This window comes from Streptomyces sp. NPDC059816 (assembly GCF_042732055.1).
In the GTDB taxonomy this organism is placed as follows: Bacteria; Actinomycetota; Actinomycetes; order Streptomycetales; family Streptomycetaceae; genus Streptomyces.
The window spans coordinates 1-13,689 of the sequence record NZ_JBHWIQ010000032.1 but is presented as its reverse complement, the minus strand read 5'-3'; the positions used below and the strand labels follow the sequence as shown (position 1 = coordinate 13,689).

Below are 13,689 nucleotides of genomic sequence, written 5' to 3'. Positions count from 1 at the left end.
GGTGTCCGCCCCCGACCGGTGGCGTCAGGCGTTGCGGGACGTGAGACCGGAGCGGACCTCGCGGGCTGCGGCGACCAGGTTTTCCAGGGAGGCCCGGGTCTCGGGCCAACCGCGGGTCTTCAGTCCGCAGTCGGGGTTGACCCAGAGACGTTCGGCCGGGATGGCCTCAAGTCCCTTGCGCAGCAGGGCGACCGCTTCCTGCGCGCTGGGCACCCGCGGGGAGTGGATGTCGTACACGCCGGGTCCCGCCTCGCGCGGATAGCCGTGGGCGGCGAGTTCACGTGCGACCTGCATGTGGGAACGCGCGGCCTCCAGGCTGATGACGTCGGCGTCGAGGTCGTCGATCGCCTGGACGATGTCACCGAACTCGGCGTAGCACATGTGGGTGTGGATCTGGGTGGCCGGACGCACCCCGCTGGTGGTGAGGCGGAACGACTCCGTGGCCCAGTCCAGGTAGTCCGCGTGGTCGGCGGAGCGCAGCGGCAGGGTCTCCCGGAGTGCGGGTTCGTCGACCTGGATGACGGAGGTCCCGGCGGCTTCGAGGTCGTTGACCTCGTCGCGCAGGGCGAGGGCGACCTGGCGGGCGGTGTCGCCGAGGGGCTGGTCGTCGCGGACGAAGGACCAGGCGAGCATGGTGACCGGACCGGTCAGCATGCCCTTGACGGGCCGTTCGGTGAGCGACTGGGCGTAGGCGGTCCAGCGGACGGTCATCGGCTCGGGTCGGGAGATGTCCCCGGCCAGCACCGGCGGCCGGACGTAACGGGTGCCGTAGGACTGGACCCAGCCGTGTTGGGTGGCGAGGTAGCCGGTGAGCTGTTCGGCGAAGTACTGCACCATGTCGTTGCGTTCGGGCTCGCCGTGCACCAGTACGTCGATGCCCGCCTTCTCCTGGAAGGCGATGACCTCCCGGATCTCGTCCTTGATGCGCTCCTCGTACCCGGCGGTGTCCAGGCGTCGCGCCCGTAGGTCGGCGCGCGCGGTGCGCAGTTCGTTGGTCTGCGGGAAGGAGCCGATGGTGGTGGTGGGCAGCAGCGGCAGGCCCAGGTGGGACCGCTGGGCGGCGGTGCGCTCGGCGTAGGGCAGGGAGCGGCGGCCGTCGGCGTCGGTGACGGCGGCGGTGCGGGCCCGGACCGCCGGGTCGTGGGTGAGGGGGGACCCCGCGCGGGAGGCCAGGTCGGCCCGGTTGGCCGCGAGTTCCGCGGTGATGGCGCCGGTGCCCTGGGCGAGTCCCTTGGCCAGGGTGACGATCTCGGCGGTCTTCTGCTGGGCGAAGGCGAGCCAGCGGGCGATCTGCGGGTCGACGTCCCGTTCGGCGGTGGCGTCCAGCGGGACGTGGAGCAGGGAGCAGGAAGCGGCCACGTCCACCCGGTCGGCGAGGCCGAGCAGGGTGCCGAGGGTGGCGAGGGACTTCTCGTAGTCGTTGATCCAGATGTTGCGGCCGTTGACCACCCCCGCGACCAGGCGCTTGCCCCGCAGGCCACCGACGGCGGCGAGGTCGTCGAGGTTTTTGGCGGCGCGCTCCGTGAAGTCGAGTGCGAGGCCCTCGACGGGAGCCTTGGCGAGGACGGGCAGGGCGTCGCCGAGGCGGTCGAAGTACGAGGCGACCAGCAGCTTGGGCCGTGCGGTGACTGCGCCGAGGTCGCGGTAGGCGCGGGCGGCGGCGTTCAGGTCGGCCGGGGTGCGGTCCTGGACCAGGGCCGGTTCGTCGAGTTGGACCCATTCGGCGCCGGCGGCACGCAGGTCGGCGAGGACCTCGGCGTACACGGGCAGCAGCCGGTCCAGCAGGGTCAGCGGCTCGAAGTCGGGGGCGACGCCGGGTGCGGGCTTGGCCAGCAGCAGATAGGTCACGGGGCCGACGAGGACCGGGCGGGCGGTCAGCCCGAGGGCGAGGGCTTCCTTCAGTTCACGGACCTGCTTGGTCGAGTCGGCCCGGAAGACGGTGTCGGGGCCGAGTTCGGGGACCAGGTAGTGGTAGTTGGTGTCGAACCACTTGGTCATCTCCAGCGGCGCCACGTCCTGGGTGCCGCGCGCCATGGCGAAGTAGCCGTCCAGCAGATCCGCCGTGTGGGCACCGCGGTGCCGTTCGGGGACGGCGCCGACCATGACGCTGGTGTCCAGCACGTGGTCGTAGTACGAGAAGTCGCCGGTCGGCACTTCGTGGACGCCGGCGTCGGCCAGTCGTCGCCAGTTCGTCCGACGGAGGTCGGCGGCGGTCTGACGGAGGGTGTCGGCGGTGACGCGGCCCTTCCAGTAACCCTCGACGGCCTTCTTCAGTTCCCGGTGCTGGCCCTGGCGGGGGTAGCCGTACACGGTGGCTCGTGCTGCCGCGGCTGCGGGCTGGGCTGTCACGGAACTCTCCTTCGCGAGATGTGTCCTGAGCATCCCGGGGACGGGACGAGGACGCGAAGGGACGACAGACCTGACGGGTCCGGTGGTGCGCGCGGGGCGCAGCGGTCCGTCTGGTGTGTACTCCCCGGACGGTTGTCCGAGGTTCCTCCGACCCGCCCACGAGGTCACCGGGATGCCGTGCGCGATCGGTCGCGCACGGGCAGCGGGCAGGTCTTCGGACTCGCGGGCACATCCGTCGAAACGGACACCTACTGGCCGTCGCTTCCCAGATCCGTTGCCCGGATCCAGTGCGTATGACGGCGGTCGTTCCCACTCACCGCTGCGGGGCAGTCCCGGATTCCCACCGGGTTCCCTCTTGCGACGCGTCTGTCTGGCGGACAGGGCGAACCAGCTGCACCGATCAGCTTAGAGGGACCGTCCGGGTTCGGACAGTGCCGCCCACATTTCGGATGGTGAGGTGAGACGCCCGCGGGCCCGGGGGCTCGGGGAATATCCACCCGTCCGACCCGGTTGGGCCGGGTGTCACATCGTCGAAGGAGGTCATGGTGAGCACGGCGTACTACGAGTTCGGCACGGCGGCGGAGCGCTGGGACCGGGCCCGCATGTTCTTCGACTCCAAGGAGTACCTGACGGCCGCACGCATCCTGGGCGGTCTGGTCGAGGAGGAGCCGGAGCAGGTCGCCCCGCGTCTGTTGCTCGCCCGTGCCTACTACCACTCCGCCCAGCTGGGTCGGGCGGAGGAGCAGCTTCGCGCGGTCCTGGAGCGGGACCCCGTCGAGGGTTACGCGCGGCTGATGCTGGGCCGGACGCTGGAGCGTCAGGGGCGGGACGCCGAGGCGGCCCCTCAGCTGCGGATGGCGGCTGCGTTCGCCGGGGAGTTCTCCCCGACCGACGGCGCCGCGGCGAACGACGGCGTCTGACTCCGGGCGCACCCGTCGTCCGGGCGGGTCCCGGTGCGGCGCGCGGTCATAGCTCCGCGCGCCGCACCGGCGCGGTGAGCGACAGCGCCACCGCGGCGATGCAGACGGCCCCGCAGCCGAGGAAGAACGCACCGGTGCCCCACCGTGCGGTGACGACACCCGCCAGGGGGTAGAGGGCGGGCGCGAGTCCGAGGGTGCACAGGGTCGTGACGGAGGTGATCCGTCCGAGGTACCGCGGTTCGGTGGCCCGTTGCACCAACGTGTGCGCGAGTGTTCCCGCGGTACCGGACGCCGCACCCACCAGGCCGCAGCACAGCAGTGCGGTCGACGTGGTCTGCGTCCGGCCCAAGGCCGCCACGGCCAGCCCGCAGAGCAGGAGCGCCGTGGCCATGACGGCGGGTGCGCGGGGAACCCGGGAGACGGTGGCCAACACCAGTCCCGTCGCCGCCCCGCCGATGCTGAACGCCGCCAGGAGGCCGCCCAGTTCGGCGGGCCCCCAGCCCCGGTCCTGGGTGAACAGGACGAGGCCGGCGGCGAGCGGGCCGCTGAAGCACATCTCGCCGAGGGCGAGAACGGTGACCAGGCGCGCCAACCGCCGGTCACCGCGCAGCAGTTGCCACCCCTCGCGGAGGTCGTCCCGGAAGGTGGTGGCCGGACGGTCCCGTCCGGACGGCCCACCGGCCGGGGAGGGCGCCAGGGGCGCGATCCGCACCAGGACGATCAGCACCAGCGACACCACGAACAGCACTCCCGCCACCGCGAACCCGGCCGCCGCGCCGCCGACGGCCACCACGGCCGCCGCGATCAGCGGGCCCACCGCGTTCCCGAGTCGCACGGCGAGCCCCCGCAGGGCCTGCACCCGGGCCAGCTGGGCGACCGGGGCGATGCGCGGGGGCAGCGCGCCGACCGCGGGCATGAACACGGCGTCGACGATCCCGAAGGCCAGGGCGAGCAGGCACAGGGACCACAGACCGGGCCCGGCGATCCAGGTCACCAGGGCAACGGCGGCGACCATCGCACTGCGGACGGCGTCGCTGGCGATGAGTACGCGGCGGGGTCCGAACCGGTCGGCCAGGACGCCGCCGCCCAGCATCAGGACGGCCCGGGGCGCGGCGCCCACCGCCAGGACCAGGCCCACCTGGGCGGCGCCCGCGACCCGTGAGGCCGCCCAGGTGAGGACGAAGTAGTAGGCGACGTCGCCGGTCACCGAGGCGGTGTACGCACCGAGCCAGCGCAGCACGTTGGCGTCGCGGTAGACGGGTCGCCCGTCCCGTTCCGCTTCGGTCGGGTGGGTGACGCACGGACGGGCGATCCCCGCGGTCGGGGTTCCTGGTTCCAGCCCTGCACGGCCGTGACCGGATCCGTCGTCGCTCACCCGGCCCCCTCCGTTCCCGTCGCCCCGTCTCCCGCCTCGTCTCCCGCCCCGTCCGTCGAGCCGTCCGTCGGGCCGACACCGCGTGCGTTCGTCGTCCGGGGTGCTTCGGAGGTGGCGTAGATCTGCACGTGGGCGGCGACCGGCCCCGCGGCTTCCGTCCGGTGGGCTTCGGTGCGGCGGGCGTCGCCCCGGGCCTCGTACCGTGCGATCACCTCCGCCAGTTCGTGCTGCATCCGGCGGGCCTCGTCCGGCGTCAGCCACAGCTGGTGGTCGGTGAAGGCCAGTGCCCCGAACCACGGGTCGGGCAGCGCGGGCACCGTCTCGGTGGCCACCCTGCGCAGGGTCTCGCTCTGGGCGAGGGCGACGGCCTGGACGTAGGCGCGTTGGTCCGTTCCGTCAGCACCGGTGTGGGCGGGGTCGTGCTCGGTCGTGGTGTGCCTCGGTCGCCACCACCGCTCCCGTTTGCTGCCCCGCTCCCGGTCCTCCTCGATGAGTCCGCCGGCCGCGAGCCTGCGCAGGTGGTAGCTGGCCGCACCCGAGTCCAGGTCGAAGCGGCGGGCGAGTTGTCGTCCGGTGGCGGGCCCGTGCCACCGCAGATGGGTGAGCAGGGCGACGCGAACGGGATGGGCGAGGACGCGCAGGGCTCGGGGGTCGAGGGACAGGTCCAGTACGGATCGATCGGGGTCGGAGGCCGCCGTGTCGTTCATGAGAGGACACGATAGGTGCGAAGAACTCTTCGCGAACAGTCTTTCGCGAAGAGTTCTTCGCACTGTGGAGCCTGGACAGAATATGCAGATCGGTCTACCGTTCCGGCCATGGGAGCCAAGGGCGAGGAAACGCGGGCCAGGATGATCGCCGCCACGAGGGACCTCATCGAGGCCCGCGGCTACCACGGCACCGGACTCAACCAGGTGATCGCCGACAGCGGCGCGCCACGCGGCTCCCTGTACTTCCACTTCCCGGCCGGCAAGGACCAGTTGGTGGCCGCCGCGCTGTCGGGGGCGGGAGCCGGGATCGGCGGGCTGCTGCGCACCCTGAGCGAGGACGGACCCGCCCCGGGCGACCTGGTGCGACGCCTACTGGACGCACTCGGAGACCGCATGGAACGGTCCGGTTACACCAAGGGCTGCCCGCTCGCGGCCGTCGCCCTGGAGGTCTCGGGCGACAACGAGGAACTACGGCGCGCATGCGCCGACGAGTACGGGGGCTGGCAGGCGATCCTCACCGAACTCCTGATCGCCGAAGGGCGCTCACCGGAGGCGGCGGACGCGATGGCCGGCACGGTCCTGGCCCAGATCGAGGGCGCCCTCCTCCTGGCCCGGGTGCGACACAGCCGCACCCCCCTCGAACAGGCCGGCCGCGCCGTGGACCTCCTGCTCGCCGCACCGGCCTGACGGCCCCCGCACCGACCCGACCCCCGGCGCCCACACCTTCACTCCGTTCGTGAAATATGCAGACCGATCTATTTATTCATCGCGACCTCAGACTGCCACGACCGCATCCCCAAGGGAGCCGAGCATGACCCCGCAGCACGACCCGCCTCACCCGACCGGCGCCGAAGCGACGGACGTCCGACCCGCTCCACCGCCACGGACACTGGTGCTCGGTGCAACCGGCTTCATCGGGCGCCATCTCGTCTTCGAACTCCTCACGCAGGGCGTCCCCGTGGCGGCGGCCGTCCGCGGTGACGTACGGCGCGCGGACGGGCTGCGCCGGTGGCTGGGCGAGCACGGAGCCGTTCCGGAGGGACTGACCGTGGTGCAGGTCGACCTCACCCGCCCCGGGCTCGGCCTCACCCCGGAGGACGACGACCGCCTCACCGGCGTGCGCGACGTGTACAACCCGGCCGCGCTCTACCGGTTCGGTCTCGCCCGCGAGGAGGCGTACGCGGTGAACGCCGCCGGGGCCCTCCACACGGCGCAGTGGGCGGCGACCCGACCGGACTTGCGTCGACTGGTGCACCTGTCGGGCTACCGCATCACCGGCCGGGACGTGCCACGCTTCCCGCTCCCGGCGGCGGAGGCGGACGCGCTGTACCGGCGCCAGGGCGCGTACGAGGCGTCCAAGCGGGAGGGCGACGCGGCCGTCCGGATCACGGCGGCGCGCTTGGGCGTGCCGTTGACGGTGGTCGGCCCGAGCAGCGTCATCGGCCACTCGGTCACCGGTGCGTCGGGGCAGTACATCGGCCTGGCGGACCTGGTGCGCAAGCTGTGGACCGGTCGCCTGCCGCTCCTCCCGGGCACGCGACGCACCTTCATGCCCGTCGTCGCGGTCGACCACCTCGCACGGTTCCTCGCCGCGGTGCCCGAGCACGACCGGGGCGCCGCCCACCTGCACACCGTGCTCGATCCCCAGACACCGGAACTACCACGCCTGGTCGCGCTGATCGCCGATCACCTCGGGGTCCGCGCGCCGCGCCGCACCGTTCCGGTGGGACTGGTGCGCCGGCTGCCCCGCGTCCTCACCGGAGCGGACCCGGAGACGCTGCCGTTCTTCTCCGAGGACCGGTACGACACCCGGTCCGCCGATCTGCTGAGCCGCGCCGCCGGACTGCACCACCCACCCGTCGAGGATCTGTTGCGCCGTTGGGCGGAGCGGTTGGTGGCCGACGGGTTCGGGGCGTCGACCGGTCCTGACCGGGGCGATTCCGGGCCGGGGAGGAGTTGACCCGACCGGGGCGGGCGCGCCCCGGCGTCAGGCGTCGCCGGGGCGGGGGGCGGGTCCCCGACCCGGCTGGTACTCGTCGGCGAGCAGCTCCCCCATGGTGGCGCAGAGGTGCCCCACGAAGTCCTCGAACTGACGCAGCTGCTCGGGCGGGTACTGCGCCATGGCCTCCGTCATCCGCTCCGTGTAGGCCGTGAAGAACTGCTCGGCGCGCGGGCGGATGCGGGGGCTCGACCGCAGGGTGACGACCCTGCCGTCGGAGTGCTCCCGGGTGCGGACGACGCACCCGGCCGCTTCGAGCCGGTTGAGCAGGATGGTCGTCGCCCCGGACGACAGCGACACCCGTTCGCCCAGCCGGGCGGGTGACAGCGGGGTGCCCTTGTCCTCGGCGTAGAGGATCTCCGCGAGTGCGGCGGCGTCGGTGGAGTGGAGTCCCAGCCAGGACGCGAACCGCCGGGTGAACTCCGTGTAGTTGGCCCCGAAGGCCCGCAACCCCTCCATGAGGCGGTCGCGCTGCTCCTCGAGGTCGACGGACTCCGGCCTCTCGATGGACATGCGTCGTTTCCGATCCGTTCCGATGACCCCAACAGCACGGTCCGCCCAGTCAACGCGGTCAACCGCTCGATTGACAACCTACCTCGACGAAACTACCTTTGCCGCAAAGTTAGTTAGCTTTACTGCAAAGGTAACTCTGAGTGGGGGAAGAATGACCGAACGTACGGAGGCTCCGGGCGGCGGGGTGCCTTCCGGGGGCGCGGAGCCGCCCTCCCGGCGGCAATGGCTCGGGCTGATCGCCGTGTCCCTGGGCGTGGCCCTGATCGTCGTGGACATCACGATCGTCAACGTGATCCTGGCCCCGATCATCGACGACCTCCAGGTCACCTCGATCGAGGCGCAGTGGGTGCAGGAGTCGTACGCGATCGTCTTCGCCGCGCTACTGCTGGTCACCGGTCGACTGACCGATCTACACGGCGCGCGACGGGTGTTCCTCGTGGGTCTCGCCGTCTTCGGCCTGACCAGCGTGGCCGCCGCGCTCGCTCCCAACGGCGGACTGCTGATCCTCGCCCGCTTCCTCCAGGGCATCGGCGGGGCCATGATGCTCCCCTCGTCACTGACGCTGGTGAACGCGACCTTCACCGGTCGGGCGCGCGGCCAGGCGTTCGCCGTCTGGGGCTCGACCATCGGCGCGGCGGCGGCCGTGGGGCCGGTCCTGGGCGGCTGGCTCGCGGATCTGTCCTGGCGCTGGGCCTTCGGCATCAACGTGCCGCTGGTGGCCCTGGTCGCCCTCGGCGTCCTGCGCTACTTCTCCGCCTCACCGCGCACCCTGGGGCGGGTCGACGTACCGAGCGGCGTGCTGTCCGCGGTCGCACTGGGGCTCCTGGCGTTCGCCCTCATCGAGGGCCGCACCCACGGCTGGCTGCTCACCACGGAGCCCCTCGTCGTCGGTGGGGCCTCCTGGAGCGGGGGGCCGTCCCCCGTCTTCGTCGCGTTCGTCGTGTCCGTACTGACCGGCCTGGCGTTCTGGCGGCGCCAACGGGCCCTGTGGCAGCGCGACAGCGAACCGCTGATGGACGTGCGGCTGTTCGCCATTCCGTCGTTCCGCAACGGGAACGCCGTCACCCTGATCGTGGGTCTCGGCGAGTTCGGCATCATCGCGGTGCTGCCCCTGTGGTTGCAGTTCACCCTCGACTACACCGCGTTCCAGGCGGGCCTGTCCCTGGTGGCGATCGCGGTGGGCAGCTTCTTCGCGAGCGGGGCCAGCTTCTCGATGTCCGCGTCCGCCCTCACCCTGGTGCGGATCGGGCTGGCATTGGAGGCGGTGGGGATGGCGGTGCTCGGACTGGTCGCATCCGTCGACGCGCCCTGGTGGCCCGTCGCCTTCGCCCTCTTCGTGTACGGGATCGGGGTCGGTTTCGCCACCGCCCAGGTGACCAACATCGTGCTGGTGGACGTCCCCGCACACAGCGCCGGGCAGGGGTCGGGCATCCAGAGCGCGGCGCGCGAACTGGGCGCCGCGCTGGGCATCGCGGTGCTCACCACTCTGTTCTTCAGCACCCTCACGTCCGGGCTGCGCGATCGGCTCACCGACGCGGGGGCGCCGACGGCGGAAGCCGACCGGCTCAGCGGTGCCGTCACGGACAGCGCGGGGTCAGCGATCCCCGCACTCGCCGACGATCCACGGACCGTCGGCGCTGCGCGGGCCGCGCGCGAGGCGATGACTTCCGGGGTGGAGATCGCCAGCTACCTCTGCGCCGGGCTGCTCGTCCTGGCCCTCGCGGCCACGGCGTTCGTCGCCCCGAAGCGGGAGCGGGCGGGGGCGGCTCCCCCGGCCGCAACGGAACCGACCGACGCGGAACCGGCCCGGGCCGAACGGGGCGGGCACTGACCGGGGGCAACCGCCCCGGAGACTCCGGCGTACGGAGGCGGTAGGGGCAACGGGTCCCGCGCGTTCGCGTGCGGGACCCGTCCGCGGCGTCAGCGGAGGTTGTCGCCCCACCCTCCCTGGATCATGGTCTGGAAGGCCCACTGCCCGTCCCGCTTGACCAGGACGTCGGCGTACCGCAGCTGCTGAGTGGCGCCGCCCGCCGTCATCGTCGAGTCGGTGAAGACGACGGCCATCGCGGGGCTCAGGAAGACCGGGGTGCGAACGGACTCGAAGGTGATGTCATCGGATCCCTCTCCCATCACGTGCGTCATGGTGTCGATGAACTGCTTGCGGTCCCACCGGGCGGAGGCACCCTCGCCCGCGGAGTCGTCGCTGACGAGGTTCAGGGGGAAGACGGCGAGGTCCGCCATCCGCTCGACGTCCCGTCGCGCCGCGGCCGCGTCGTACTCCGCGAACCAGGCCTGGACACCGGCGTGGTCGGCAGCGGTCGGGGTGTATCCGGCGTCGGGAAGCTGGGTCACGCGGGTTCCTCCAGGGAGTTGATCAGAAGTGACGACTCGTTCAAGGTAGGCCCGCCGACCCTCATTAGTCAAACTTGATTACTTGAATGTGGTGCAGCTCACCGCCACTGCGGCGGGAGCGAGTGGGAGACGCCGCCGCCGGTGGTGGGGGGCCGGCTCGTGAAACGATGGCCGCATGGCACAACAGTCCAGCCCGGAGGAACGCGGCCGCTACGGGCGGCGTCACCCGCGGCCCGGCCTCACCACGGCCTCCGTGGTGGCGGCGGGACGGCAACTGATCGAGCGGGACGGACTGGACGCGCTGACCATGCGCGCCGTGGCAAGAGAGTTGGGCACCGCGGCGACCTCGCTGTACCGGCACGTCGCGGACCGGGACGCCCTGCTGCTGCTGATCCTGGAGCAGATCGCCGAAGGGTTGCCGGTGGAGGTCCCGGGGGGCACTGCGCACGAACGCCTGCTCGGCCGGCTCGTGACGGCCCACGACTACCTGGCCGGCCATGTCTGGGTGCTGCACATCCTCATCCGCGGTGACCTCGTCGCCGAGACCGCCTTCTCGTTCGTCGACGCGTGCTTCGCCGACTTCCTGGAGGCCGGGCTTTCCCCCGAGGAAGCCAGCGCATGCGCGCCGTGGACGAGGCGGACGACGGCCGACTGCCGGCGTTCACCCGGGTACGACGAGCGACGCAGCAGGCCGCCGCGCAGGGCCGTCCCGCCGAGGACCTGTTCGGCGGGTCGGTCGGCCGGCTGCTGGACGCGCTCCTGCGCGCCGACCACTGAGGAGCCGTCGACCCGCCTGACCCCTGCGGCGCGGCGTTCACCCCGCCGCGGTGGTCCTGGGGGAACTCGCGAATCTGCGCCCGATGCGCACTACTCGTGTCGGTGTTCCGTGAACAATCGGGGGCGCTGAAGCGGCGACGTGGTCACCCTACGTAGGCGTGGGCAACCGGGTCTATGCGGCTGGGGTGCCCTCGACCGCCACGAATCCGCAGGTCCCCGGGCCGCAGTCCGACTCGTGGTCCCGGCCCCAGAGATAGCTGTCCCTCTCGGTGGCGCGGGCGACGTAGGCGAGGTGGCGTTGGCGAAGGCGCGGCACGGTGGAAGGAAGAGCGGCGAAGGTCTCGGGAGCCAGGTCCAGCAGTCCGTTCACCTGTTCCCCGTCGACCATCCGCAGGAGTACCCGGCATTCCCACCGATCGCGTCCTGCATCCGGGTCCGGCCAGGAGTAGTCAGCAGGATCCGGAAAGAGGAAGTGGGGGGCGTCGGAGTCGAGGTGAGTCCGAAGCCAGGCGCCGTGCCGTTCCATACCCCGCGCCTCGTACAGAGAGATCAGCGCTTCGCTGTCCAAGGCTTTGAGGACGCGGGCGTGACGCGGGAGCGGCTGACGGTCGGGCGGGGCCTTCACCGGCCAGCCCGCCAGCAGGCCGAGCCGGTGGCGCAGGCTCAAGGCCGGCGCCCCCTTGTGGGGGGCCGGCAGCGGAGCGGGCGGCGTCCAGCGGAGCCCCTCACGGTCGACGTGTCGGAGGATCCAGGCGCGTCGCTCCGGGCCGCTGGTGTTCCAGCGGTAGCTCATCGGACGGTCCAACAACGCCTGTTCTCGCCTGCTGGGCGTACCCCGCCGGGAGGGCCGCCAACGGTGCGGCCTGGACACCGCCAGCATTTCGCGGCTGAAGCCGACCAGGTCATGGATACGGTCGATGGCCTCGCCAGATGACAACTCCCCGGGCCGCGTCTTGGCGCGTGTGATCAGGAGTCGAATCTCCAAGAGGGCCTCGTTGGCGAGAGAGGCGGCCAGCGCCCGGTCGTCGATCTCCTCCGCACGAGTACGCCCGCGAGGTATCAGCATCCCTGGAGTCTGCCACGAAGGTCCCGATGGGGCTTCAGGACCTCGGCCACCGGCCGTACAGGGAAAAGTAGTTGCTGTCCGCAGTCAGTGCGCGTCACATCATGGAATCGCGCATTGATTGCGCGTCTGGCGTGACCATTGCGCACTCGGATGCGGAACCTAGATGATCAATTCCAAGGGGTCGGGGTATGACTGCCGGTGGTGCGGGGCTCAGTGTGGCCGCGATGAGGTGATCACCACCGCCGGTGCACGGTTGCCTTGCCGCCGACTACCAGGCTTGCCGCCGGTACGTCATCGGCCACGACCGCGCCGGCGGCGACCACGGCATCACGGCCGATGCTGACGCCGGGCAGGATCGTGGCACCGGCACCGATCCACACGTTCTCCGCCACGTCGATGGGTGCGCCGGTGAGGTGCAGCCGCCGCTCCTCGGGATCAACCGGGTGACCGCTCGTGATGAACGTGACCTTCGGGCCGATCATCACGCGCTCGCCGATCCGGATGCCGGCGTAGTCCAGGAACGTGCAGTTCTGGTTGATGAAGACGCGCTCGGCGAGGTCGAGGTTCAGGCCGTGGTCCGTGTAGAAGGGCGGATAGATCGTGACTTTCGGCGGTAGCGGCTTGCCGAGGATCCGTCCGAACAGTTCCGCCTTGCCCGCCTCGTCTTCGAACGGCAGAGCGTTCAGGCGGGAGGTGAGTTCGGTGACCCGCAGGACCCTCTCGGCCATGGCCTGGAACTCGGCGCTGTGGATGCGCATGAGACGGTCGCTGGAGATGCCACGGTCCTTTCAAGGGGTGCCTGCGGAGACGAGAACGAGGGCATCCAAGATCGTTTTATGACGAACAACCTGGACACCCTCGCAACCGCACTCTATGCGACGACCGACAACCTGCTGAAAGAACGTCCCGAGCTGGCGCCGTGGCGACCGTCCGTGGGGATCGCGCCGCGGCTCACGGACGCCGAGCTGCTTCGCCGGGTCACCCGGATCCTGGCCAGCAGCACCTCGACATGGAGCGACGACGTGTGGATCGTGGACTCCACCCAGTGGAGTGCGGCCGCTCCCGGAAGACCGTGAAACGCTCCGACCTGGCCGGATAGGCCGAGTACGGATACTGCGCCAGCCACAGCCGCTTCTTCTGGGGCCTGCGGCTGCACTGGTGGTGTGCACACTCCACGGCCTGCCCATCGCCTTCGCCCTGACCGGAGCCAAGGCCGACAAGCGCGAGTCCGTCCTGGACCTGTTCGCCGCCGCATCGAACCTCCTCGGCACCCGCCAGCCCGGCCAGACTCTGATCGGTGACAAGAACTACTTCGGCCGCGCCTTCGAGCGAGAACTGGCTGAGTACGGGATCCAGTTGCCACGGCCGACCCGCAAGGGCGAACGGCACCGAGGACGCACACCCGGCGGCGTCGTAGCCCGCGTCATGCAGCGCATACCCGCACTGACCGTCACTATCTGGCACAACGACCAGACCGGACATGCCACCCTCCGCTCGCTCACGGCGTACGACCACTGACCCCTTGGAATCGATCATCTAGTAGTACTTCGTTAGGTTGGTTTGATGGGATGGCGCGTGGTGGTGCATGCTGCCCGTCGTGGATCTTGGGGAGATCGAGGAACTGCGGGGGA

12 protein-coding genes, 1 pseudogene and 1 riboswitch are annotated in these 13,689 nt (G+C 71.2%); of the genes and pseudogenes, 6 read left to right on the top strand and 7 right to left on the bottom strand.

What is annotated here, in order from left to right; all coding sequences use genetic code 11:
- Positions 1-24: 24 nt before the first annotated feature.
- Positions 25-2,349 carry a 5-methyltetrahydropteroyltriglutamate--homocysteine S-methyltransferase gene (gene metE, locus ACFV88_RS31175; RefSeq protein WP_385495428.1) on the bottom strand — a complete coding sequence of 775 codons (2,325 nt, stop codon included), beginning with the start codon at positions 2,347-2,349 and terminating at the stop codon, positions 25-27.
- Between the two features lie 187 nt (positions 2,350-2,536).
- A riboswitch (cobalamin riboswitch) is annotated at positions 2,537-2,756 on the bottom strand.
- 135 nt (positions 2,757-2,891) lie between these two features.
- Here metE and ACFV88_RS31170 point away from each other — a divergent pair.
- Positions 2,892-3,269, top strand: a complete 378-nt coding sequence (locus tag ACFV88_RS31170) for a tetratricopeptide repeat protein (protein WP_385495427.1) — start codon at positions 2,892-2,894, stop codon at positions 3,267-3,269.
- A gap of 46 nt (positions 3,270-3,315) precedes the next feature.
- Here ACFV88_RS31170 and ACFV88_RS31165 read toward each other — a convergent pair whose 3' ends face one another.
- Together ACFV88_RS31165 and ACFV88_RS31160 are read right to left on the bottom strand one after the other, a co-directional pair.
- Complete coding sequence (locus ACFV88_RS31165; RefSeq protein ID WP_385495426.1) at positions 3,316-4,644, bottom strand: MFS transporter; 1,329 nt, start codon at positions 4,642-4,644, stop codon at positions 3,316-3,318.
- Complete coding sequence (locus tag ACFV88_RS31160) at positions 4,641-5,351, bottom strand: winged helix-turn-helix domain-containing protein (RefSeq protein ID WP_385495425.1); 711 nt, start codon at positions 5,349-5,351, stop codon at positions 4,641-4,643. Before ACFV88_RS31160 ends, ACFV88_RS31165 begins: the two co-directional genes overlap by 4 nt.
- A gap of 108 nt (positions 5,352-5,459) precedes the next feature.
- On the opposite strand from ACFV88_RS31160, the gene ACFV88_RS31155 reads away from it, so the two are divergent.
- Together ACFV88_RS31155 and ACFV88_RS31150 are read left to right on the top strand one after the other, a co-directional pair.
- Positions 5,460-6,038 carry a TetR/AcrR family transcriptional regulator gene (locus ACFV88_RS31155; RefSeq protein WP_385495423.1) on the top strand — a complete coding sequence of 193 codons (579 nt, stop codon included), beginning with the start codon at positions 5,460-5,462 and terminating at the stop codon, positions 6,036-6,038.
- A 124-nt stretch (positions 6,039-6,162) separates the two neighbouring features.
- Positions 6,163-7,311, top strand: coding sequence for an SDR family oxidoreductase (locus tag ACFV88_RS31150; RefSeq protein WP_385495422.1), 1,149 nt, complete (start codon positions 6,163-6,165; stop codon positions 7,309-7,311).
- 27 nt (positions 7,312-7,338) lie between these two features.
- On the opposite strand, the gene ACFV88_RS31145 is transcribed toward ACFV88_RS31150, so the two are convergent.
- Positions 7,339-7,863 carry a MarR family winged helix-turn-helix transcriptional regulator gene (locus tag ACFV88_RS31145; protein WP_385495421.1) on the bottom strand — a complete coding sequence of 175 codons (525 nt, stop codon included), beginning with the start codon at positions 7,861-7,863 and terminating at the stop codon, positions 7,339-7,341.
- Between the two features lie 151 nt (positions 7,864-8,014).
- Here ACFV88_RS31145 and ACFV88_RS31140 point away from each other — a divergent pair, with 151 nt between their 5' ends.
- Positions 8,015-9,694 carry a DHA2 family efflux MFS transporter permease subunit gene (locus ACFV88_RS31140; protein WP_385495420.1) on the top strand — a complete coding sequence of 560 codons (1,680 nt, stop codon included), beginning with the start codon at positions 8,015-8,017 and terminating at the stop codon, positions 9,692-9,694.
- A gap of 89 nt (positions 9,695-9,783) precedes the next feature.
- Here ACFV88_RS31140 and ACFV88_RS31135 read toward each other — a convergent pair whose 3' ends face one another.
- Positions 9,784-10,215 (bottom strand): DUF4440 domain-containing protein, encoded by a 432-nt coding sequence (locus ACFV88_RS31135; RefSeq protein ID WP_385495419.1) that lies wholly within the window; start codon positions 10,213-10,215, stop codon positions 9,784-9,786.
- Between the two features lie 175 nt (positions 10,216-10,390).
- Between ACFV88_RS31135 and ACFV88_RS31130 the strand changes: the two genes are divergently transcribed.
- On the top strand, positions 10,391-11,122 hold the full coding sequence (locus ACFV88_RS31130; RefSeq protein WP_385495418.1) for a TetR/AcrR family transcriptional regulator: 732 nt from the start codon (positions 10,391-10,393) through the stop codon (positions 11,120-11,122).
- 42 nt (positions 11,123-11,164) lie between these two features.
- On the opposite strand, the gene ACFV88_RS31125 is transcribed toward ACFV88_RS31130, so the two are convergent.
- On the bottom strand, positions 11,165-12,058 hold the full coding sequence (locus ACFV88_RS31125) for a hypothetical protein (RefSeq protein ID WP_385495417.1): 894 nt from the start codon (positions 12,056-12,058) through the stop codon (positions 11,165-11,167).
- 233 nt (positions 12,059-12,291) lie between these two features.
- On the bottom strand, positions 12,292-12,834 hold the full coding sequence (locus ACFV88_RS31120; RefSeq protein ID WP_385495490.1) for a DapH/DapD/GlmU-related protein: 543 nt from the start codon (positions 12,832-12,834) through the stop codon (positions 12,292-12,294).
- Positions 12,835-12,894: 60 nt separating this feature from the next.
- Here ACFV88_RS31120 and ACFV88_RS31115 point away from each other — a divergent pair.
- A pseudogene (locus tag ACFV88_RS31115) lies at positions 12,895-13,576 on the top strand (transposase).
- The last annotated feature ends 113 nt before the right edge of the window (positions 13,577-13,689 follow it).